The sequence below is a fragment of the Kosakonia sp. YIM B13571 genome (assembly GCF_042788095.1).
In the GTDB taxonomy this organism is placed as follows: Bacteria; Pseudomonadota; Gammaproteobacteria; order Enterobacterales; family Enterobacteriaceae; genus Kosakonia; species Kosakonia quasisacchari.
Genome location: NZ_JBHZPL010000003.1, coordinates 555,512 through 578,561, shown reverse-complemented (window position 1 = coordinate 578,561; position 23,050 = coordinate 555,512). Strand labels below are relative to the sequence as shown.

18 protein-coding genes are annotated in these 23,050 nt (G+C 54.3%); 11 read left to right on the top strand and 7 right to left on the bottom strand.

The window, feature by feature from the left end:
- Position 1 precedes the first annotated feature (1 nt).
- From ACFX4O_RS11230 to fdhF, 3 genes are read right to left on the bottom strand one after another with little or no spacing between them, the layout of a single operon-like run.
- Positions 2–1,381: a cytochrome ubiquinol oxidase subunit I gene (locus ACFX4O_RS11230; RefSeq protein WP_380208749.1), complete on the bottom strand. Its 1,380-nt coding sequence runs from the start codon at positions 1,379–1,381 to the stop codon at positions 2–4.
- Complete coding sequence (locus ACFX4O_RS11225; protein WP_380208747.1) at positions 1,378–1,857, bottom strand: DUF1641 domain-containing protein; 480 nt, start codon at positions 1,855–1,857, stop codon at positions 1,378–1,380. The genes ACFX4O_RS11230 and ACFX4O_RS11225 overlap by 4 nt, the downstream gene beginning before the upstream one ends.
- The gene (gene fdhF / locus ACFX4O_RS11220; protein ID WP_380208745.1) at positions 1,857–4,829 is read right to left on the bottom strand and encodes a formate dehydrogenase subunit alpha; all 2,973 of its coding nucleotides are present in this window, start codon (positions 4,827–4,829) and stop codon (positions 1,857–1,859) included. The genes ACFX4O_RS11225 and fdhF overlap by 1 nt, the downstream gene beginning before the upstream one ends.
- Before the next feature lie 517 nt (positions 4,830–5,346).
- Between fdhF and ACFX4O_RS11215 the strand changes: the two genes are divergently transcribed.
- From ACFX4O_RS11215 to ACFX4O_RS11185, 7 genes are all read left to right on the top strand, one after another.
- Positions 5,347–5,529 carry a general stress protein gene (locus ACFX4O_RS11215; RefSeq protein WP_380208743.1) on the top strand — a complete coding sequence of 61 codons (183 nt, stop codon included), beginning with the start codon at positions 5,347–5,349 and terminating at the stop codon, positions 5,527–5,529.
- 100 nt (positions 5,530–5,629) lie between these two features.
- Positions 5,630–6,127 (top strand): ferritin-like domain-containing protein, encoded by a 498-nt coding sequence (locus ACFX4O_RS11210; RefSeq protein WP_380208741.1) that lies wholly within the window; start codon positions 5,630–5,632, stop codon positions 6,125–6,127.
- 34 nt (positions 6,128–6,161) lie between these two features.
- Entirely contained in the window at positions 6,162–6,668 is a 507-nt protein-coding gene (locus tag ACFX4O_RS11205; protein WP_131409082.1) for a ferritin-like domain-containing protein, read from the top strand.
- A gap of 59 nt (positions 6,669–6,727) precedes the next feature.
- Positions 6,728–6,928 carry a hypothetical protein gene (locus tag ACFX4O_RS11200; RefSeq protein ID WP_131409080.1) on the top strand — a complete coding sequence of 67 codons (201 nt, stop codon included), beginning with the start codon at positions 6,728–6,730 and terminating at the stop codon, positions 6,926–6,928.
- Positions 6,929–7,070: 142 nt separating this feature from the next.
- The gene (locus tag ACFX4O_RS11195; RefSeq protein ID WP_380208738.1) at positions 7,071–8,051 is read left to right on the top strand and encodes a GlxA family transcriptional regulator; all 981 of its coding nucleotides are present in this window, start codon (positions 7,071–7,073) and stop codon (positions 8,049–8,051) included.
- An 83-nt stretch (positions 8,052–8,134) separates the two neighbouring features.
- Positions 8,135–9,145 carry a type I glyceraldehyde-3-phosphate dehydrogenase gene (gene gap, locus ACFX4O_RS11190; RefSeq protein ID WP_380208736.1) on the top strand — a complete coding sequence of 337 codons (1,011 nt, stop codon included), beginning with the start codon at positions 8,135–8,137 and terminating at the stop codon, positions 9,143–9,145.
- A 202-nt stretch (positions 9,146–9,347) separates the two neighbouring features.
- Complete coding sequence (locus ACFX4O_RS11185; RefSeq protein ID WP_380208734.1) at positions 9,348–12,224, top strand: RHS repeat-associated core domain-containing protein; 2,877 nt, start codon at positions 9,348–9,350, stop codon at positions 12,222–12,224.
- A 419-nt stretch (positions 12,225–12,643) separates the two neighbouring features.
- On the opposite strand, the gene ACFX4O_RS11180 is transcribed toward ACFX4O_RS11185, so the two are convergent.
- On the bottom strand, positions 12,644–13,006 hold the full coding sequence (locus ACFX4O_RS11180) for a MerR family transcriptional regulator (RefSeq protein ID WP_380208732.1): 363 nt from the start codon (positions 13,004–13,006) through the stop codon (positions 12,644–12,646).
- A gap of 85 nt (positions 13,007–13,091) precedes the next feature.
- On the opposite strand from ACFX4O_RS11180, the gene ACFX4O_RS11175 reads away from it, so the two are divergent.
- Positions 13,092–13,976, top strand: a complete 885-nt coding sequence (locus ACFX4O_RS11175) for an alpha/beta fold hydrolase (protein ID WP_380208730.1) — start codon at positions 13,092–13,094, stop codon at positions 13,974–13,976.
- 37 nt (positions 13,977–14,013) lie between these two features.
- On the opposite strand, the gene adhP is transcribed toward ACFX4O_RS11175, so the two are convergent.
- Both adhP and ACFX4O_RS11165 read right to left on the bottom strand, forming a co-directional pair.
- Entirely contained in the window at positions 14,014–15,045 is a 1,032-nt protein-coding gene (gene adhP / locus ACFX4O_RS11170) for an alcohol dehydrogenase AdhP (RefSeq protein WP_380208728.1), read from the bottom strand.
- A 27-nt stretch (positions 15,046–15,072) separates the two neighbouring features.
- Complete coding sequence (locus ACFX4O_RS11165; protein WP_380208726.1) at positions 15,073–16,593, bottom strand: aldehyde dehydrogenase family protein; 1,521 nt, start codon at positions 16,591–16,593, stop codon at positions 15,073–15,075.
- A gap of 274 nt (positions 16,594–16,867) precedes the next feature.
- Between ACFX4O_RS11165 and ACFX4O_RS11160 the strand changes: the two genes are divergently transcribed.
- The 3 genes from ACFX4O_RS11160 (at position 16,868) to ACFX4O_RS11150 (ending at position 21,280) form a co-directional block, all read left to right on the top strand.
- Positions 16,868–18,622, top strand: coding sequence for a sigma-54-dependent Fis family transcriptional regulator (locus ACFX4O_RS11160; RefSeq protein WP_380208724.1), 1,755 nt, complete (start codon positions 16,868–16,870; stop codon positions 18,620–18,622).
- Between the two features lie 26 nt (positions 18,623–18,648).
- The gene (locus ACFX4O_RS11155) at positions 18,649–19,548 is read left to right on the top strand and encodes an alpha/beta hydrolase (protein WP_380208872.1); all 900 of its coding nucleotides are present in this window, start codon (positions 18,649–18,651) and stop codon (positions 19,546–19,548) included.
- Positions 19,549–19,945: 397 nt separating this feature from the next.
- The gene (locus tag ACFX4O_RS11150; protein WP_380208870.1) at positions 19,946–21,280 is read left to right on the top strand and encodes an MFS transporter; all 1,335 of its coding nucleotides are present in this window, start codon (positions 19,946–19,948) and stop codon (positions 21,278–21,280) included.
- A gap of 42 nt (positions 21,281–21,322) precedes the next feature.
- On the opposite strand, the gene mqo is transcribed toward ACFX4O_RS11150, so the two are convergent.
- Positions 21,323–22,978: a malate dehydrogenase (quinone) gene (gene mqo / locus ACFX4O_RS11145; protein WP_131409778.1), complete on the bottom strand. Its 1,656-nt coding sequence runs from the start codon at positions 22,976–22,978 to the stop codon at positions 21,323–21,325.
- Between the last annotated feature and the right edge of the window lie 72 nt (positions 22,979–23,050).

Sequence of the window (23,050 nt, the reverse complement as noted above, 5' to 3'; positions counted from 1 at the left end):
ATCACGTCCCCTTCCCGGTGCGTTCGGCGACATCGGGCATCGCCCCCTCTTCATGCTTATTGGGTAGGCGCGACATCAGCTTAAGCAAAAACCACAGCCCCAGAGCAAAGAGCGCGATATAAACCACCACCGTCACCAACAACGAGCCCAGCACCAGCCCGGGTGAAACCGGTGCAACGCTGTGTGATGTGCGCAGCAAGCCGTAGACCGTCCAGGGCTGACGCCCCGCTTCCGTCACCAGCCAGCCCGCGAGCATGGCGCAAAACCCGGCCGGTGCCAGCAATACCATCACTTTCTGCAACCAACGCGCCTGCCACAATCTACCGCGCAGGCGCACTACCAGCCCGGCAATGCCCGCGACCGCCATCGCGATGCCAAGCCCGACCATCACACGAAATGACCAGAACACCACCGGCACCCACGGCAAATCTTCCGCCGGGTACTGATTGAGCGTATGAATGCGCCCTTCAAGATTGTGGCGTAAATAGAGTGAACCGATAGTGGGAATGGCGACTTCATACAGATTACGGCGCTGCTGCATGTCCGGCAGCGCAAACACCCGCAGCGGCTCGCCTTCACCCGGCGGTGGTGGCTCCCACGCGCCTTCCATCGCCGCCAGTTTTATTGGCTGATGGTCGCGCGTGTTTTCGCCATGCAAATCGCCAAGCACGATCTGTAGTGGTGCCATCACCACTAGCATCCACAGGCCTAACGAAAACATCTGGCGTGCCGCCGGGTGTCGCGCCTCGCGCAGCAGATGCCACGCCCCGCAAGCCGCCACCAGACACGCCGTACCTAACATTGCTGCCACCACCATATGCGCCATCCGCCAGGGAAATGACGGATTAATAATCGCCGCCCACCAGTCGACCGGTACAAAACGCCCATCGGCCGCCACGGCGAAACCATCCGGTGTTTGCATCCATGAATTAGCCGCAAGGATCCAAAACGCGCTGAACAGCGAGCCAAGCGCCACAATGCAGGTCGCCATAAAATGCACCCATGGTCGGACTTTGCCCATGCCGAAAAGCACCACGCCCATAAAACCCGCTTCAAGAAAGAAAGCGACCAGCACTTCCATGTACATCATCGGGCCGAGCACCGCCCCCGCGCGGCTGGCAAGCCCGCTCCAGTTAGTGCCGAAAGCAAACTCCATCACCACGCCAGTGACTACGCCCACCGCGACATTGAGGGCAAAAATTTTGCTCCAGTAGCGCCACAGCGACAGCCAGAGCGGCTGCTTGCACCAAAGCCACATCGCCTCAAGGAACATCAGAAAATGCGCGAGGCCAATAGAAAAGGCCGCCAGCACAATATGAAAGCCGATGGTAAAGGCGAACTGGCTGCGAGCCAGCAACAGCGCGGTTTCCTCGTTCATCATGCGTCGCTGGGTTTACCGGTCCACGCGGCGATCGGCTTATCAACCGGTTCCTCCATGCGCCGCGCAAAGGCTTTCATCCCACCGAGCAGAGGTTGCAGGGCATGCCACAGATCCTCATCCTGCAGCATCTTCCACGCCCCCTGCAGACCAGGGGCATTATGCTCGCCCGCCCCGGCAGGCTGGCTTAGCGCATCGGCCATATCGCGCAGACCAAAGGCCAGCTTGTACATTTTCTCCGGCGGAATGCTGGAGAGCGCGAGCAGCAACACCGAGATATTCTGCATCGCATTAAGCGTGCCTTCGCGCTGCAAGCCTTTAACCAGCACCTGCGCGATATCCTGATTAGCGCCGACCAAATCGTTTGCCAGCCGCAGCACGCCGTGTTGATGCAACGATTCCAGCAGTCGCGCCAGTTCTTCATGGGCATCCGGGCCAATTTTTGCCGGTTCCGGCTGATAATCAATTGCTTTTGCCATCAGAATTTCTCCGGGTGGGGTTCGGTTGCTGGCGGTTCGCGATAATCGGCGCGCTGCCATTTCTCGTCTACTGGCACCTTGTCAATCGGGGTGCGTTTACCGTGGCGGAAATTGTGTTTCGGTAGCGGGTCGGGCAACGGCGGGCGATCCAACCTTTCCAGGCGTACAGCCAGCTCTTTATAGGCCGGTGTATTAACCGCAGGATCATGGTGTTCGCCAGTGAGTTTGTTAATGCCCTCTTTGCCCTGGTGAATGGAGATAAATAGCACCTTACCCTCGACACGATCGGTCACCACCACTGGCACTTCAACTTCACCGCGCCGGGAGATAAGTTTTACCCAGTCGCCTTCCTGCAAGCTGCGCGCATTCGCCAGTTGCGGGCTGATTTCCACAAACCAGTCAGGCGAAAGGCTGGTTGTGCGCCCGCCCTGCCCGGTTTGATTGGTGGACTGGAAATGCTCCAGCATCCGGCCATTGTTGAGCAGCAAATCGTATTGCGCATCCGCCTCTTCGGCAGGCGATTGCCAGCTAAGCGGATAAAGCGTGGCGCGCCCATCGGGGGATTTAAAGCGTTCGGTATACAGCAGCGGCGTGCTGCTGCCATCGGCGTTGACCGGCCAGACTTGTGATTTCCAGCCCTCCAGACGTGAATAACTGACCCCGGCAAAACTTTCGGCGATGCCCGCCACTTCCGCCATGATCTCTTGCGGATGTTGATAGCCCCAGTCATGGCCCATGCGGGCCGCCAGTTGCGTAAGGATCCACCAGTCCGGACGGCTGTCGCCAAGTGGCTCCATAACCGGGTAGAAGCGTTGAATTCGCCGCTCAGTGTTCACGAACGAACCCTCTTTTTCCACGCTCGGGCAGCCGGGCAACACCACATCGGCAAACTGCGCCGTACGGCTAAGAAACAGATCCTGCACTACCAGAAAATCGAGATTGGTAAAACCCTGATGAACATTTTCCGCATCCGCATCGGAAAAAGCGGTTTCTTCACCAATGACGTACATCGCGCGGATCACATCACTGCGCGCCAGTTCGACCATCATAGAGTTATCCTGCCCGACCTTAAGCGACAGGCGCTCAGCCGGTACGCCCCAGGCTTTGGCCCATTTTTCGCGGATGTGCGGATCGCTGACAGATTCGTAGCCAGGATAGAAGTTTTTCAGACAGCCGAAGTCACTGGCACCCTGTACATTGTTATGCCCGCGCATCGGGTAACCGCCGGTGCCGGGTCTGCCATAGTTGCCGGTCACCAGCAACAGGTTGGATAACGCGGTGCTGGTGTCTGCGCCGTGGCTGTGCTGCGTGATGCCCATCGCCCACATAATGCACACGCTGCCCGCCTTGCCGATCAACTCTGCCGCTTCGCGCAGTGTCTCTTCCTGTATACCGGTGATTTGCGCGGCGTAATCGAGCGTAAAAGGGGTAAGCGACTGGCGATAGGCTTCAACCTGGTTAACACGATCGCTCAGGAATGCCGCATCGTCATAACCGTGGTCAAACATGTAGCGCGCCATGGCCGACGCCCACACCAGATCGGTGCCGGGATGAATGCGTAAATGCAGGTCGGCGCGCTCCGCCATTTCATGCCGTCTGGGATCGACCACCAGCCATTTTTGCCGGTGGTGTTTTTTTGCCGCTTTCAGACGGGAGGCGATCACCGGATGGTTTTCCGCCGTGTTGCTGCCGACGATGATCACCAGTTCGGCCTGTTGTAGATCGGCAATTGTCCCGGCATCGCCGCCATAGCCTACCGTGCGAAACAGCCCTTCCGTGGCGGGGTTCTGACAATAGCGCGATGAGTTATCCACACTGTTGGTGCCAATAATCGCGCGAGCTATTTTCTGCGTCAGATAAGCTTCTTCATTACTGCCTTTGCTGGAACCAATAAAGCCAATACTGTCCGGGCCATACTGATCACGGGTCTGTAATAAGCGGCTGGCAACAAGTGTTAGCGCTTCCTCCCAGCTTGCCGGGCGAAAACGATCATTTTCGCGAATCAATGGCGTGGTCAGGCGCTGCGGGCTATTAATAAAATCCCACGCGAACTTGCCCTTTACACACGTGGAGATGCCATTCACCGGCGCATCAACCACTGGCTGCACTTTCAGAAGCTGGCGATCGCGGGTCCACATTTCAAAGCTGCACCCCACGCCGCAATAGGTGCAGACAGTTTTGGTACGCTTGATCTCCTGCTGGCGTAACGCAGTATCTATCACAGAAATACCGGAGATAATCTCAGCGCCGGTGGCGTTTTCCAACGTTTTAATCACATCAATCAGCGGGCGTTTTAATGACTGGCGCATAGCGGTAAATGGCCCGGCATCCGGCTGCATGCTTTTTTCCAGCAGCGCATTACACGGGCAGACCGTCACGCAATGGCCACAACTGACGCAGCTCGAACCGGCAATCTGATTCCCGCCGTCCCACAACACACGCGGGTGCTCCATGGTGTAATCAATACTCAGCGTTTCGTTGACTTCCACGTTCTGGCAGGCGTCCACGCAGCGCCCGCACAGAATGCATTGATCCGGATCGTAGGTGTAAAACGGGTTAGAGTGATCTTTAACATAAGGCTTGCGCGTGTACGGGTAGCGCTGGATGGGAATATGCATATCCACCATGGTGTTATGCAATGTACAGTCGCCGGTGTTGTGTTCGCACACGGTACAATAAAGTTCATGTTTAGCCAGCAGGCGATCCATGCCCTCTTCGCGCGCTGCGCGCGCTTGTGTATCCAGCGCGTTAATCACCAACCCTTCACGGCTTCGCAGCGTACAACCGCGCACCAGCTTCCCGTCTTGTTCGACCCAGCACACATCGCAAGTCTGTAACGGATCGAGCGCCGGATGGTAGCAAACATGGGGTAGCGTGATATTGCAGCTTTCAAGAAAATCGATCAGCGGGACATTTTCCGGGCCAACCAGCGCCCTACCGTCGTACAGGACGGTACATTTTTGCAGGCTCATCTTGCTTCCTCACCAAAAAACGCTGTACGCGCACTCCCCGGTTCGACAGTTCAGCAGACAGGCAAAAAGTCGTTCCTGTTCAGGGTGACGTATCGGTTATGAAGTTTAAAAGTAGTTGCCGTGTTAGCGACGAGCCAAACGGCAAGGGGCATTCTGCATCCTTGTTTAAGACTTCTCTTAAAACCATTAGCAGCCGTGATGATTTACGAAGGTGAAATGTAAATTTATGTCAGCAAATGCCATTTTTATGCCAATAAACGCGTTAAAAGAAGCATGTAATAACGGACGGTAATATTACTTTTCTATCTACTTTTTGCTAAGTGACTTATTTTAAAGATACATCCTCAATGCCGCTTTGTTTAAATAACAAGCAACTACATCTAACGGGGTATTTATTAACGTAGGAATTTTCACGTTTGACTATTTCACCACAGCGACTAACTTTAATCCCTGAACGCGGTGAACATGGTTTTGAATATCATGTTCATATATTTGACAACGAAACAGGAGAAATATTATGGCTGAACATCGTGGCGGCTCAGGTAATTTCGCCGAAGATCGTGATAAAGCGTCCGAAGCGGGCCGCAAAGGCAGTCAACATAGCGGTGGTAATTTCAAAAATGATCCACAGCGCGCTTCTGAAGCAGGTAAAAAAGGCGGCCAGAATAGCCACAGCGGCGGCCGTAAATCAGGGGAATAATTTCTTATTTAATTTTTTTACCTCACCAATATATTTTATCATCACTGGCGAGTCGGCAACGGCTCGCTATTTTTAACCCAGGAATTTAAGGCTTTTAATTATGCAGATTACGACGCTCAACGATTTATTTATCCATGGTTTGTCGGACATTTACAGTGCGGAAAAACAACTTGCCCGTGCGTTAGCCAAACTGGCACGCGAAGCCTCTACACCCGAGCTGGTACAAGCGTTCAAACAACACATGGAAGAGACGCAAGGCCAGATAGAACGTATTGATCAGCTGCTTGAAGCCGAAAGCAACCTGAAGCTAAAACGCATGAAGTGCCATGCGATGGAAGGTCTGGTAGACGAAGCCAACGAAGTGATTGAAAGCACCGAAAAAGGCAGCGTTCGTGACGCTGCATTAATTGCCGCGGCGCAAAAAGTTGAACATTATGAAATTGCCTCTTACGGTACTCTCTGCACCCTCGCCGATCAATTAGGTTATAAAAAGGCCAAAACGCTTCTCGCGCAAACGCTGGAAGAAGAAAAAACCACCGACAATCTGCTGACTAAAATTGCGACCAGCAAAATTAATTCCAAAGCGGAAGTAGAATAAACGTCCTTGAGTTAATTCCACCTGAGGTAAACGTATGACACGCGAAGAGAATTATCACGACTGGCTACGTGACGCACATGGGATGGAAAAACAGGCAGAGTCGATGCTGGAAGCGATGGCTAAACGCATCGATAATTATCCTGTGCTGCAAAATAAAATTGAAAGTCATTTAGCCGAAACCCGCGAACAAATAGTGTTACTTGAAGGGCTTATTGATCAATGCGGAATATCGCGATCGGTCCTTAAAGATACCATGGGTAAAATGGCGGCGATGGGTCAGGCCGTCGGTGGTGTCTTTAATTCCGACGAGGTGGTTAAAGGCGCGATAGGTGGCTATGTCTTTGAGCAATTTGAAATTGCTTGCTACACCTCATTGATTAGAACGGCTGAAGAATTAGGTGACGTAAACGGCGTGCAGGTGCTGCAAAAAATTCTGGCGCAAGAAATTGAAATGGCGGAGTGGATGCTCCAGCACGTTCCGGAAGTTACGACTGAGTTCCTTGCCCGTTCCAGCGCGCCTGGCGTTGAGGCGAAAAAATAACCCACGTTAATGGAGAGACGACGATGCTGCCAAAGCTGAAACGCGTAAGGAATGTGTTAATGAACAACCGTGCCAGCGACGATCTCGGCTGGCAGGTGTTAAGTGAGTTCGAACGCGCGCGCCAACAAAAACCGTTTGTTGCCGGGCAACCTGCCAGCAATCATGACGAGGCTGAACTGCCGGAGCCCGATCTTTCTCTCGAACCACTGCAAGAGTACCTGGTGACAACGATGGCCAACCGTAAGCAGGCCAGCGAATAACGCAGGCAGACTGCGTTACGTCATAACCCTTTGTGTCTTGTTAAATTTGCCCGGAGCGCAAGCTTCGGGTTTTTTATTTCTCTTCATCCGCTATCTTCAGCCCGCCCTTGACTTAAAATGTAATTGGCGTACGTTTCAGGACATGAAAACATTCCTGATTATTGTGCCTGATGGCGGCATGCTGTTCGAAGCCGCCGGTATTGCCGACATTCTGATGCAGGCTAACCAACTGCACCCGAATGACAGTGCGCAGCCGCGCTATCGCGTCGCCGTTGCCACCACCCAACCTCACCAGGTGATCCACGGCCAGTCCGGGCTGAACCTGCTGGCAGATCACCGCCTGCCGGAAATCGATCCGCGCCAGCCGTGGGACACCATCATGATAACCGGTCGCGGTACTGATGCCGAGGAAGGCACGGCCGTGGTGGACTGGCTTCGCCTTGCCGCGCCGCACGCGCGCCGGGTCGTTTCTATTTGCGGTGGCGCGATGCTGCTGGCACAAAGCGGGTTGCTCAACGGGCGGCGCGCAACCACCCACTGGCGGCTACTGGAAACCATGCAGAAAGAATACCCCAATGTGACCGTTGAAGGCGGCCCGCTCTATATTCAGGACGGCCCCGTCTGGACATCCGGTGGCGTCAGTTCCGGCTTCGATCTCACGCTGGCGCTGGTCGAAGATGATTACGGCTTCTCTCTCGCGCTGGATATCGCGCAGAACATGGTGATGTACCTGCGCCGCCCCGGCGGGCAGTTGCAGTTCAGCCGCTATCAATTACAGCAGGCCAGCGGCGTCGGGCCGATTAGCGAGCTGCAAAACTGGATCCTGGCCAACCTGGCTAAGGATTTATCCGTTGAGCGGCTGGCGGAACAGGTGGCGATGAGCCCGCGCAACTTCACCCGCGTCTTTACCCGCGAAAGTGGCGTTCCTCCCGCGCGCTATGTGGCCGAAGCGCGCCTCGCCGCCGCACGCAGCCGGCTGGAACAAACCAGTGAAACCCTGGAACAGATCGCCGCGGCGACCGGCTTTGGTAGCAGCATCAATCTGCGGCGCATTTTCGAACGCCAGTTACACCTCACCCCAGGTGATTACCGCCAGCGCTTCCACTGCCGTAAATTGGCGTAAAGTGATCCTTATTTGTCGTTTACGCCAAACCGTGACCGGCCTACAGTGACTGCAGTGAGTTACCGTACAGGAAGGAGTCAATTATGGTTAAGGTCGGCATTAATGGTTTTGGCAGAATTGGACGCAACGTGTTACGCGCGGCGCTGGGCAACACAGAGATTCAGATTGTGGCAATTAACGATCTAACGGACAGCAAAACGCTCGCCCACCTGCTGAAACATGATTCTCTGCTCGGCACCCTGCCCGTCCCGGTAGAAGCGGGTGAAGGCCAGTTGTTCGTTGATGGCAAAGCGGTGCGTGTCTTCAGCGAACGCGATCCGGGCAACATTCCGTGGCGCGATGTTGGCGTGGAAGTGGTGATTGAGGCCACCGGTTTCTTCACCGAACGCGACAAAGCCGAAGTGCATATCAGCCGTGGCGGTGCGAAACGCGTGATCATCTCCGCTCCGGGTAAAAATGATGATTTAACCATCGTACTCGGCGTCAATGACCAACAATACGATCCGCAGCGCCATTTTGTGGTCAGCAATGGCAGTTGCACCACCAACGGCCTGGCACCCGCCGCACAGGTGTTGCATCAACGCTTCGGGATCGAACATGGCCTGATGAACACGACCCACGCCTATACCAATAGCCAGGCGCTGCACGATCAGCCGGAAAAAGATCTGCGCGGCGCGCGTGCCGCGGCGTTGTCGATTGTGCCGTACTCCAGTGGCGCAGCGAAAGCACTCGGCAAAGTGATCCCGGAACTCGACGGGCGGCTGACAGGTTACTCTCTGCGCGTACCGGTTCCGGTGGTGTCGATTGTTGACCTGACGGTCACGCTGAAACGTGATGTGACGGTTGAAGAGGTGAATGCCGCGTTCCGTGAAGCCGCAACAGCAGGCCCGCTGAAAGGCATTCTCGGGTACAGTGACGAACCGCTGGTTTCCAGTGATTATCAGGGCGACCCGCGCTCATCCATTATCGATGGATTATCAACACTGGTAATTGGCGGCAATCTGGTAAAAATCCTCGCCTGGTATGACAACGAGTGGGGGTTCTCTAATCGCCTGGTTGAACTGGCGAGCCTGATGGCCAAACGCGGTTTGTAATTACCTCATTCCATTACCGAAAGGCATCGCAATGCGGTGCCTTTTTATTGCGCTTTGCGCGGCGAGATGGAGAGCTTCGTTCTCAACCTTCCACATTTCACGACTGAACAACGCTGTGTTTATTCTCCTGCCAGGCAGCTTTCTCATGCAGGCTATATGATCTATTGGTTGGTATAGCCAATTACCTTTACAGGAGATCATCATGGGCACATCGTTGTTCAGCAAGACCCCTTCGGTCACCGCTTTTGACAACCGGGGACGCGTTATACGCAATATCGCCTGGCACCGCCACCCCGACTTCCCGGACACCACCGACGAGCGCATCACTCGCCATCGGTTCGACGCGCGTGGTTTGCCGTCTCAAAGCGCCGACCCGCGTCTGTATGCCGCCGGGCTGGCAAATTTCAGTTACCTCCACGACCTGAACGGTACGCCGCTGCGCACACAGAGTGCCGATGCCGGCACATCCGTTGCCCTGAATGACGCGTCAGGGCGGGCTTTTTTGCAGGTCAGCAATATCGGCACCGGTAATGACCGCAGCGCCACAGTCACCCGCACTTTTCAGTATGAAGAGGCAGGGCTGCCGGGGCGGCTGCTCGGTATTACCGAACAGGTTGCCGGCGACAGCGCGCGCATCACCGAGCGGTTTATCTGGGGCAGCGCGTCGGCGGATGAACAGAGCCACAATCTCGCCGGTCAACTGGTCAGCCATTACGACCCGGCAGGACTGCTTTCGACGGGCAGCGTTTCGCTGAGCGGCGTACCACTTTCTGTCACCCGCCAGTTGCTGCCGGATGATGTACTGGCCGACTGGCAGGGCGCGGACGCCTCGGCGTGGAATGACCTGCTGGCGGGTGAAACTTACACCACGCTGAGCACAGTGGACGCTGCCGGAAATGTCCTGATCACGCTTGATGCGAAAGGCAATACCCAGCGCGTCGCGTATGACGTGGCGGGTCTGCTGAAGGGTAGTTGGCTTACGGTGAAGGGCGGTTCAGAGCAGGTCATAGTCAAATCCCTGACGTATTCCGCCGCCGGGCAGAAACTGCGCGAGGAGCACGGTAACGGCGTGGTGACCACGTATTCATATGAAGCCGAAACCCAGCGGCTGGTGGGTATTAAAACCGAACGCGCGACAACGACAAAAGTGCTGCAGGATTTGCGCTACGAGTACGACCCGGTGGGCAACGTGCTGGTTATCACCAACGATGCCGAGGAGACGCGTTTCTGGCGCAATCAGCAAGTGGTTCCCGAAAACACCTACGCCTACGACAGCCTGTACCAGCTGGTCAGCGCCACCGGGCGCGAAATGGCCAATGCGGTGCAGCAGAACAGCAGCCGGCCTGATTTCACCTCCTTCGATAACGCCACTTACACGAACTACTCCCGCACTTATACCTACGACAACGCCGGTAATCTGACGAAAATTCAGCACAGCGCACCCGCGTCCGGTAATAACTACACCACCAGCATCACCGTCTCCGACCGCAGCAACCGCGCGGTGCTCAGTACGCTCACCGAAAACCCGGTGGATGTGGAGGCGCTGTTCACCGCCGGCGGTCAGCAGAAACAGCTGCTGCCGGGGCAGTCACTGGTATGGACGGCGCGCCAGGAACTGCAGAAAGTCACTCCAGTGATGCGCGATGGCGAACCCGACGACAGCGAACGCTACCGCTACGATGCCACCAGCCAGCGCATACTGAAAATCACCTCACAACTGACCGGCAACAGCACGCAGACAAAACGGGTGATTTACCTGCCGGGTCTGGAACTGCGCAGCAGCAGCGCGGAAACTCTCCAGGTGATAACCGTCGGAGAAGCCGGTCGCGCGCAGGTGCGGGTCCTGCACTGGGAAAGCGGTCAGCCTGCCGGAATTGCTAATGACCCGATTCGTTACAGCTACGACAACCTCACCGGCAGCAGCGCGCTGGAAGTGGACGGTAGTGGCGAACTTATCAGCCAGGAGGAGTATTACCCGTATGGTGGCACAGCGCTGTTTGCCGCGCGCAGCCAGCTGGAAGCGGATTACAAAATCCTCCGTTATTCCGGAAAAGAACAGGACGCGACGGGGCTTTATTATTATGGATATCGCTATTACCAGCCGTGGGCGGGGCGGTGGTTGAGTGCTGACCCGGCAGGTGCGGTGGATGGACTCAACCTGTTCAGGATGAACCGGAATAACCCGACATCGTATCATGATGAGAGCGGTAAGCTCCCCACGCTTTCCTGTTTTGGCCCCTCCGCCAAACAACGTTTTGAAAATATGCTCCAGGAGCACCTTGCAGGATTAAAATCCGCCGATATACCACAAATTATTCATATGATATGGATTGGAACAAAAAACATCTCCGATGAAAATATTAATTTAACCCGCGAAACTGCCAGTAAAAATCCGGATTATGAAACAAGGGTGATTTATGATAGTGGAATTAAAGGATATGAATCGGCAAGAGACCATTTAATTAACGCACTCTCTGGCAGCAACATTACAATAACCGATTTACACTCTCTCCCGTCATTTCAAAAAATAAGCGAACATCCAGCATTCAAACATTATGAGAATACGGTCTCGCAAAAAAAATATGCGCAGGCGAGCGATCTGTTACGTCTATTCTTGCTTAAACATGAAGGAGGCATTTATAAGGATATTGATGATACACAACGGGATCCTTATGGAAAACTTTCTTTTCCGGCAGGGATCGGTACTAAACATGAGTATATTGCGTCCAAAAATGGTTCAAAAGAGAGTGCCGTGCCGAATACCCCAATAGCAGTAACAGCAATGCATCCTGTTATAAATAAGACGCTTGAACTTGCTGTTGAAAATTACCAAAGCGGAGAAACGAATGTATTAAAACTTGCTGGACCTGATGTCTTTACCAAAGCCCTCTATGAGCATATTCCCTTATTGTTGCCTGGATTTATGAATAACTGGGATAAAATCAAACAGAATATATTTAAGAATAAAAAACAACGATTAACCATCAATGAGTTACAATTGTTAAATGAAAAACGCGTTTCCATCCAACGAATGGGGCAATTTGTCGTAACTGGTTTTGATCATTCGTGGTCGAATTAACTGGAAGATTCCGGCGAAAAATTTCACTCTGGAACCTTTTGTAGCAAGCCTTATTCAACATATATAAAGCGGTAATAAGGCCATATCAGAATACCGATATGGCCTCTTCCTGGTGTTGATAATTAATACAGACCCTGCGACGAAACGCTATAACTCACCTGCCGGTTTTTGAACTGCTGATAGTGTCTCAGGGCCAGTTTTTAGGTTTCACGCCAGAAGCCCGAGTTTTGGTAACAGCCAAATGCGCATGTGCCCGGTTGAGGTATTATATTAACAGTGTGTCCGCACACGCACGACCCGCTTTAATGCCGCGCTCCATACGCCATGTGCGGTTGAGGTTTTGAGGTTGAACTGGCGAGCCTGATGGCCAAACGCGGTTTGTAACAGCTGCCGCGCCACCCTTCGCAATACGACGACGCCTAAGGCGTCGTTTTTTGTTCTGTATTAGCCAAAGCGGTAACCAGTTGTGCGCGGCGGTGTTCAAGGGTAGCGATTTGCGCCTCAATCGTCGCCAGCCGTTTACGCTGCAACGCGCGCGTTTGCGGGCACATTGTCGCCCCTTCTTCATTGCGCATACAGGCAGGAAAGGCGGCAATTTCAGCAATGCTAAAACCCGTCGCGATTAACTGTTGGATTTGCCTCACCTGCCCGAGCGCCTGCGGGGGAAAGTAGCGATAACCGTTGCAGGCACGCGTGCTGCACAGCAGACCGTGGCGATCATAATGGCGGATTGAACGCACGCTGATGCCCGTCTGTCGGGCAAGCTCGCCAATTGTCAACATCCTCTTCCTCCCGGTAAATGGCTTGACTCTGACACCAGTGTCAGGGTTGAGGATAGCTGTGTACATTCATCTGGAGGAACATTTTATGCTGTTATCCCCTGGCCGTTACCTGGCCATTTTGTTGTTCAGCTTTTCCGCCTCGCTGTTTGCCAGCGACAAGCAGTACACCGTGACCTCGGCGGACGGAGTGGTACTGGCGGTGCAAGAGTCCGGCTCGCCGCAAGGTAAACCAATTATCTTTATTCACGGGTTATTAGGCAGTCACCTTAATTGGGAAAAACAGCGTCAGGACCCGGCCTTACAACGTTTTCGGTTAATCAGTTTTGATTTGCGCGGCCATGGTCTGTCGGCAAAACCGACGCAGGCAGAGGCCTACCGCGAGGGAAGCCGCTGGGCGGAGGATGTCGCCGCCGTCATTGACGCAAGCCATGCAAAAAAACCGCTGCTGGTCGGCTGGTCGCTCGGCGGTGCGGTGATCAGTCATTATCTGGCAAACATCGGTGATAAGGCCCTTTCCGGCGCGCTGTATGTCGATGCCGTGGTGGAGTTAACGCCAGATCAGATTCCGGCGCATCCACACGTGTATAAGGCGATGACCTCGGCGGATTTAACCACCCACCTGGATGGCGAGCGCGAGTTTCTGCGGCTCTGTTTTTACCAGCAGCCTGACGAGGTAACCTTCGCGCGCCTGCAAGCCAATGCGGCGATGGCCTCCTGGGAGATGCAACGCGCCGTGCCGTCAATGCAGGTTGCGCTTGAGCAAGGGCTGGGAAAAGCGACAATCCCGGTACGCTTTATCTACGGCAAGCATGACCAACTGGTGAATCCGCAGGCGTCGCTGGCGCGTGCCAGAAGCGTGAATCCCCGGATTAGCGCGGTATGGTTTGACCATTCGGGGCATGCCCCGTTCCTTGAAGAGCCCGCCCGTTTTAACCAGCAACTGGCAGATTTTGCGGATTCTCTGCCCTGAAACACAAAACGGGGCATCGCTGCCCCGTTTTACTGCGTTACTTCGACATATCGACGACGATCCTGCCGGTAATTTTCCCGGCGCGCATCCGCTCAAAGATACTGTTGATGTTCTCCAGTGGCTCCACAGCAATTTCCGCATGCACTTTGTTGCGCCCGGCGAAATCGAGCGCTTCCTGCAGATCTTTACGCGTACCGACAATCGAACCGCGCACCGTGGTGCCATCCAATACCATGTCAAAAATCGACAGATCGAATTTCCCCGGCGGCAAGCCGTTGAGCACCATCGTGCCGCCGCGGCGCATCATGGTTGTTGCCTGCTCGAATGCTTTTGGCGATACCGCTGTCACCAGCACACCGTGCGCACCGCCAAACTCGGTATGGAAACGCGTACCCGGATCTTCCTGTCGCGCATTGACCACCACCGAAGCCCCGAGGCGGCGGGCGAACGCCAGCTTATCATCATCAATATCGACCGCCGCCACGTTCATGCCCATCGCCACCGCATACTGAATCGCCAGGTGTCCCAGACCGCCGATACCCGACACCACCACCCACTCTCCGGCGCGCGCTTCGGTCATCTTCAGCCCTTTATAGACTGTCACCCCGGCGCAGAGAATCGGCGCGATACTGTGAAAATCGACGTTGTCCGGCAAAATCCCGACATAGCTGGCATCGGCCAGGCAATATTCGGCAAACGTACCATTCACCGAATAACCGGAGTTTTGCTGCGAATGGCACAGCGTTTCCCAGCCGCCAAGGCAGTGTTCACAGTGACCACACGTCGAGTAGAGCCACGGCACACCGACGCGATCGCCCTCTTTCACGTGTTTCACGCCCGGTCCGACCGCCACCACATGGCCGACACCTTCATGACCAGGAATAAACGGCGGGTTCGGTTTAATCGGCCAGTCGCCATCGGCGGCGTGTAAATCTGTGTGGCACACGCCGGTCGCTTCAATTTTGACGAGGATTTTGCCCGGTTCAACGGCGGGCACCATCACCTCTTCAATCACCAGCGGTTGACCAAAGGCCTTCACCACTGCGGCTTTCATGGTTTTCAGTTGCATCTTATCGCCTCATCCTGATGTAGATAATTAATACAGCCCCAGCGGTGAACCGCTGTAACTCACCAGCAGGTTTTTGATCTGCTGATAGTGGCTCAGCGCCAGTTTGTGGGTTTCACGCCCGACGCCCGAGTTTTTGTAACCACCAAACGCCGCGTGTGCCGGATAGAGGTGGTAACAGTTTGTCCACACGCGGCCCGCTTTAATGGCGCGCCCCATGCGCCATGCGCGGTTGATATCCAGTGTCCACACCCCGGCGCCAAGGCCAAATTCGGTGTCGTTGGCGATACGCAGCGCTTCGGCTTCATCTTTAAACGTGGTAATACCCAGCACCGGCCCAAAAATCTCTTCCTGGAAGCAGCGCATGCCGTTATGGCCTTTAATCAACGTCGGCTGGATATAGAAACCGTTTTGCAACCCGTCGCCGTGCTCAACATGGGCACCACCGGTAATGATTTCGCCGCCTTCGTCGCGGGCAATCGAGATGTATGAAAGGATTTTGTCGTACTGCTCTTGTGAGGCCTGCGCGCCGATCATGGTGTCGGTGTCAAACGGGTCGCCTTTACGGATGTTTTCCATGCGGGCAATGACCTTTTCGACGAACTGCGGATAGATTGACTCCTGCACCAGCACGCGCGACGGGCAGGTACAGACTTCGCCCTGGTTGAAGAACCCAAGCACCACGCCTTCTATCGCTTTATCAATAAAGCCTTCATCACCGTTCATCACATCTTCAAAGTAGATATTCGGTGATTTCCCGCCCAGTTCGACGGTGCTGGGAATGATGTTTTCCGCTGCGCAGGAAAGGATGTGGCGGCCAATCGGCGTGGAGCCGGTAAAGGCGATTTTTTCGATGCGTTTGCTGCGCGCCAGCGGTTCACCGGCTTCAGTGCCGAAACCGTGCACCACATTCAGCACGCCTTTTGGCAGCAAATCGCCAATCAGTTCCATCAACACACAGATGCCAAGCGGCGTCTGTTCAGCCGGTTTCAGCACCACGCAATTGCCCGCCGCCAGCGCCGGTGCCAGTTTCCATGCCGCCATCAGAAGTGGGAAGTTCCACGGGATGATCTGCCCGACCACACCCAACGGTTCATAGATATGGTAGGCAACCGTATTGCTGTCGATCTCTGCCGCAGTGCCCTCCTGCGCGCGGATACAGCCGGCGAAATAGCGGAAGTGATCAACGGCCAGCGGCAAGTCCGCGCCCATCGTTTCGCGGATCGGTTTTCCGTTATCCCAAGTTTCTGTTAATGCCAGCACTTCCAGATTGGCTTCAATGCGGTCGGCAATCGCCAGCAGCACATTGGCGCGATCCTGTACGCTGGTTTTTCCCCAGGCGTCGGCCGCAGCATGCGCGGCGTCCAGCGCCTTCTCAATATCCGCCGCGTCTGAGCGCGGGAATTCGGCAATCACCTGTCCGGTGACCGGCGAGGTGTTGGTAAACCAACGGCCTTCCACCGGGTCAACAAATTCACCGCCAATATAGTTGCCATAACGCTGTTTAAAAGAGACTTTCGCGCCAGCAAGGCCAGGGTGGACATATTTCATAAGATGTTCCTCTTTTATTATCGGTACAGGTGAGGCGTCGCGCACCGTGGCGGACATAAGGACATAAGCAGTTCTTATGCCAGATTGAGGACGGTTTCCCGGTACAGATATGTTTATGCTGATAAAACAAAGAGGTAATTAAAAAGCAGACGCTTACTGGAATGAAATGAAACAAAAAAGCGCCATGTACGGTATGGGAAGTGTGTCGCACATCGCTACATGCGGGACACCGTTATGCTACACAACTGTAACATCTCATTTAACGGAGAGTCACATGCCGCCACGTGCTTTGTCCCATGCTCCTGACGGATTACCCTGCCAGCTTGAAAATTCCTGGCAGCGTAGCCTCAGCTACGGGTTGACCCGAGATGATGATGCCCAGCCCTGGGTTGCGACATCCATGCTGAAAGACGCCCGCGCGGAAAATGGTTGGGTCAATCATCTGGCCGCCCCGCTACTGGCGCGGCTGCGCCCGGAGCTTGCCAGTCATCCGTCGATAATGGTGCTTTCCGATGCCACCGGTCTGGTGCTGGAAACGCACGGCAACCGTGACTTTCTGCAAAAAGCGCAGCGCTATGCGCTGGCTCCCGGCAACCTGTGGGGCGAACATGCGCGCGGCACCAACGCGATTGGTACCGCGCTGGCACTGCAGCGCCATTGTGAAGTCTCCGGCGGCGAACATTACTTAAGCCGTAATGCCGGATTATTTTGCTCCGCCGCTCCCGTGTTTCGACCGGACGGACAAATTGCCGGCGTGTTAGATCTCTCGACACCCGCCCAGGCGCCGCGCCGTGATGCCGCTGCGCTGATCCGTCGCGCGGTGTGCCAAATAGAACATGAATGGGCCACCAGCGCGCTCGGTGCCGACCGCTGGCTGCTAAGTCTGCATCATGACCCGTCGGTGCTCGGCAGCGCACAAGAATTGTTGCTAATTTTCGCCGATCAAACCCTGCTGGGCGCAAACAAACTGGCAATGGACGAGTTCTCGCTGACCCCGCATCACTTTGGTGAGCTCTCTTTGCAAGCGCTCTTCCCCGAGGCCAGTTTACAAGTGGGCGAAACCACCCTCGCCTCCAGCAATACACGGCGCTATTACGCGCGTCAGACACTGCCTGCACGGCGCTATATCGGGCGCGGTGCAGCATTTGCGCGGGATCAACTGGCGGCGGAAAAAGAGAAAGCACTGCGCATCGTTAATGCCGGGATTGCCTTGTGTGTGACGGGCGAAACCGGCAGCGGGAAAGAGTATCTGGCACGCGAGTTATATGCCCGCAGCCAGTGGCGTACGGGAAATTTCGTCGCCATTAACTGTGCGGCGCTCCCGGAGCATTTGATTGAGTCCGAACTGTTTGGCTATGTCCCCGGCGCGTTTACGGGCGCAAGCCCGAAAGGCTATATCGGTAAGTGCCGGGAAGCCCACGGCGGTGTGTTATTTCTCGATGAAATTGGTGATATGCCACTGGCGCTGCAAACCCGCCTGCTGCGCGTGTTGCAGGAGAAAAAAGTGACACCGCTTGGCGCAAACAGCGTGTATGACGTCAATTTCACGCTGATTTGTGCCACCCATCAGGATCTGGCTATGCGAGTGCAGGCCGGGACCTTCCGCGAAGATCTGCTGTACCGAATTCAGGAGTTTCATCTGCGCATTCCCCCGTTGCGCGAATGGCAGAATGTTGATGGGTTTATCCAGAAACTGTGGCAGGAGCTGGGCGCGGCAAGCCGTGGACTCACCCTGAGTGACGAGGTGGTCGCCACGCTGGCGGGTCGCCCGTGGCCGGGAAATGTGCGCCAGTTACTGAGTCAACTGCGGGTATTGATGGCGCTGGCGGAAGACGGCGATTGCATTACGCTTGCGGATTTACCGGCAGAGATAGTAACCCCGCGCCAGCCTGTGACTGTGGTAATGCCGAAGGATGAGCAGAGCGCGATTAAAGAAGCGCAAGGCAATATGAGCCTGGCCGCGAAAAAACTGGGAATATCGCGTAGCACGCTTTACCGGCGGCTGGAGAAACGGCAAGCCAGCGAGTAAGATAACTCGCCATTCTTAACGAATTGATTTTACAAACAAATAACACAAAGGGATATATACATAATATGGATATTTCAACGCATAAACTCGCCAATGGCATCGCCGTTACGCTGCACATGCAGGCAGCGAATAAAGACCAGCCGGTGGTCATTTTGTGTCACGGCTTCTGCGGCATCCAAAAAATCCTACTGCCCGTTTTCGCCGACGCGTTTAACCAGGCGGGCTTTGCAACGATCACTTTCGATTATCGGGGCTTTGGTGCCAGCGGCGGCGAACGTGGCCGGCTGGTTCCCGCGATGCAAGTTGCCGATATTCTCTCGGTCGTCGACTGGGCGCGCCAGCAACCAAGGCTTGATCCTAACAGAGTCGGACTTTGGGGCACCTCATTCGGCGGGTGTCATGTTTTTGCCGCCGCGGCGCAGGATAGCGGCATTAAATGCCTCGTCAGCCAACTGGCGTTTGCCGATGGAGAAGCGATGGTTACCGGCAAGATGGACGCGGATGAGAAAAGCGCATTTATTGCCACACTGGATAAAATGGCGGAAAAACAGCGCACCACCGGGAAAGAGATGTTTGTCGCCATTACTCGCGTGGTCAGCGACAGCGAGTCGAAAGCCTTTTTTGAGGAAAACCGCGCACGATTCCCGGAAATGGATATCAAAATCCCCTTCCTTACCGTACGGGAAACGCTGAATTACAAACCGGCGCACTTTGCGCGCGAGGTCACCTGCCCTTCGCTGGTGGTCGTCGCCGGGCAGGACAACGTCAACCCGCCGGAGCATGGCCGGGCGCTGTTCGCCGCCGTCGCGGCTGAGAACAAAGCGTTATACGAAGAAAGCAACGCGCGCCACTATGATGTTTACACTGGCGAACATTTTGCGCGCGTCAGCCATGCTGAAATAGCGTGGTTTACTACCTACCTTTAATCGACATCCGTGACGAGTTGCCCTGACTCGTCACGCTCTCGCCTCGTTATTCCTCTCCCTGGCAAAAATTAAAAGCCCTTTCCGCAGAAATATTGACGTCGGTGTTGTTGAATTTTGTGATCGGCTTCAAACAAAAACCACGACAACCTAAAGCGCGGAAAAATAAGTCCGTTTTGTTATGCAAATGCACATTGCCTGGCTATGGGGATAATCCTATCTTTTGCTTATTGAATAATGAGCAGGGAAATTAATGCATCGACATACAGATTCCTAAAGGCAAATAAATACGCGGCGTTCATGTTAATAATCAATTCACTCCGGAAGCACCGAACAGGAATGTATTCATTATTTACATTTCGATTTTATTGCAAATTTAAGGTGGTTTCGCATGAGTCAAGTGAATAGTCTTGAGGGCGCCGCGCAGGCGAAAAAAACAAATGTCAGATGGCATATCGTTATTATCCTCTTTGTAATTACGGCGGTGAGCGTCGGCGATCGATCGACACTGGCGATTGCCGGTAAAGACATGTCGACCGCGCTCGGTATCAACCCTGGGCAAATGGGTTGGGTGTTCTCCGCCTTCGCCTGGGCCTACTGCCTGGCGCAAATTCCCGGCGGCTGGTTACTTGACCGTTTCGGGTCGAAAAAAGTCTACCTGTGCGGCTTGTGCATGTGGTCAGTCTTTACACTGCTGCAAGGCTGCGTGGAGATCTTCCACGGTTTCGGCGCAATTATTTGCTTTACCATTTTGTTGTTTCTGGTAGGTCTGTTTGAAGCACCGGTGATGCCCGGCAATAGCCGTTTTGTCGCCGCGTGGTTTCCGTCAAAAGAGCGCGCGACCGCCGCCGCGATTTTTAATTCAGCGCAATATTTTGCCACGGCTATTTTCGCGCCAATAATGGGTTGGTTAACGCTTAATTACGGCTGGCAATCCATTTTTATTTTTATGGGAACGCTGGGAGTCATTATTACCTTTGTTGCGGCAAGAATTGTACACAACCCGTTAAATCATCCGCACGTTAACAGCGAAGAAATTGAGTATATTCGCAACGGTGGCGCGCTGGTGGATATGGATCAACGTAAAGTGCGCACGGGTCCGGCATTTGATTTTGCCGCATTTAAGCAGTTAATCACCAATCGTATGCTACTCGGTGTTTATCTTGGTCAGTATTGCATCAACGTTTTAACCTTCTTTTTCATTACCTGGTTTCCGCTGTATCTGGCGATGGAAAAAGGGCTGGATATTAAAACCGTCGGTTTTATTGCCGCTATCCCGGCGATTTGTGGATTTGTCGGCGGGTTACTGGGCGGCGTGATTTCCGATCGCATTTTGCGCATCAGCCAATCGCTGTCGATTGCCCGTAAAACCCCGATCGTGCTCGGTATGTTGCTGTCGATGGTGATGGTGTTCTGCAACTACGTCGATTCGATTTACCTGGTCGTTTTATTTATGTCGCTGGCATTTCTTGGCAAAGGCATTGGCGCACTGGGCTGGGCGGTCATGTCCGATACCGCGCCGAAAGAGATGGCGGGTGTCGCCGGGGGGTTCTTCAACCTGTGCGGCAACGTTGCCGGCATTATCTCACCGGTAGTGATTGGTTATATCGTCAAAACCACCGGCCATTTTGAGTGGGCGCTAGTGTTCGTCGCGCTGCATGCGCTGCTTGCCATTTTCAGCTTTGTGGTGATTGTTGGCCCGATCAAACGTATCGAACTGAAGAAAGCGCAGTAAGAACAGGAAAAATAAAGGCGCACCGCAGTGCGCCCTTTTTTCTTACAGCGCCATATCGTGCTGCGGGGAAGTTTCACTTTTCGCCTCTGCCGGTTTGTCGGCAGGCGCGTTACTCTGATCGTTCATCTGAATCACTGGCGGTTTCGTCAGTTGCAGTGTGGCGGCTGTGTCGTCCCACACTTTCTGGGTCAGCGCCACATTACCGTTCATCTCCTGGCCGTAGCTCGGCACGATGTCACGGATTTTGCTCTGCCACTGCGGCGAATTGAACTGCTCCGGGAACATCTTCTTCAGTACATTCAGGGTGATTGGTGCGGCGGTAGACGCGCCCGGCGATGCGCCAAGCAGTGCAGAGATGGTTTTCTGCTGATCGACCACCACTTCGGTGCCGAGTTTCAGCACGCCACCTTTGTCTTCATCTTTTTTGATGATCTGCACGCGCTGGCCGGCCTGGATCAGTTTCCAGTCCTCTTTACGCGCCTGCGGGTAGTACTCTTTCAGCGCGTCAAAGCGGTCTTCATCGCTCAGCATGACCTGGCCAATCAGGTATTTCACCAGGTCGAAGTTGTCGAGCCCTACGTGGGTCATCGGCATAAAGTTGCTGGTGGTGGTGGTACTCAGCAGGTCGAAGAAGGAGCCGTTTTTCAGGAACTTAGTAGAGAAGGTCGCGAACGGTCCAAACAGCACTACGCGTTTGCCATCAATGAAACGGGCATCAATATGCGGCACCGACATCGGCGGCGCGCCAACGGAAGCCTGGCCATACACTTTTTGCTGATGCTGGCTGGTGATCGCCGGGTTTTCCGTCATCAGGAAGGAACCGCCGACCGGGAAGCCCGCATAATTGTCTGCTTCCGGGATGCCGGTTTTTTGCAGCAACTTGAGCGCGCCGCCACCGGCACCGATAAAGACATATTTCGCATCAATGGCGTGCTCATTACCGCTGTTCACGTCTTTGATGGTGACATGCCAGGAGTTATCAGCATTGCGTTTGAAATCGGTCACTTCTGAAGACGTTTGCAGGGAGAAGTTACTGCTTTTTTTCAGGCTACCAACCAACTGACGGGTAATTTCACCGTAGTTAACATCGGTACCGACCGGCGTCCAGGTGGCGGCGACTTTTTGGTTCGGGTCGCGCCCTTCCATGACCAGCGGCGCCCACTGCTTAATTTGCTGATGGTCGGTAGAGAATTTCATTCCCTGGAATAAGGTCGTTTGCTGCAATGCGGCATAACGTTTTGCCAGATAATCAACATTATCGCCCCAGACGAAACTCATGTGCGGCGTGGAATTAATAAAGGCGTGCGGGTTATTCAAAATACCGCGCTTCACCTGTGCCGACCAGAACTGGCGGGAAATCATAAACTGCTCATTAATTTCCAGCGCTTTGCTGACATCAATAGAACCGTCCGGACGTTGCGGTGTGTAGTTCAGCTCCATATTTGCCGAGTGACCGGTGCCGGCATTATTCCAGCCGTTAGAAGACTCAAGCGCCACACCATCGAGTTTTTCCACCATCACTTGTTTCCACTCCGGCTGCAGCTCTTGCAGCCAGGTGCCCAGAGAGGCGCTCATGATACCGCCGCCAATCAACAGGAAGTCCGTTTTTTGCGTCTCTTGTGCATACGCGCTGGTCACTGAACCCACGAGCAACGCAACGGCGCTGAGTGAGATAATTGTCTTTTTCATTGCAGGCATAATTATAAGGTTACATAGCAGGTGTGATTTGTGAAAACAGATATTAACGCACTTTTACGTTAATTTAAAATA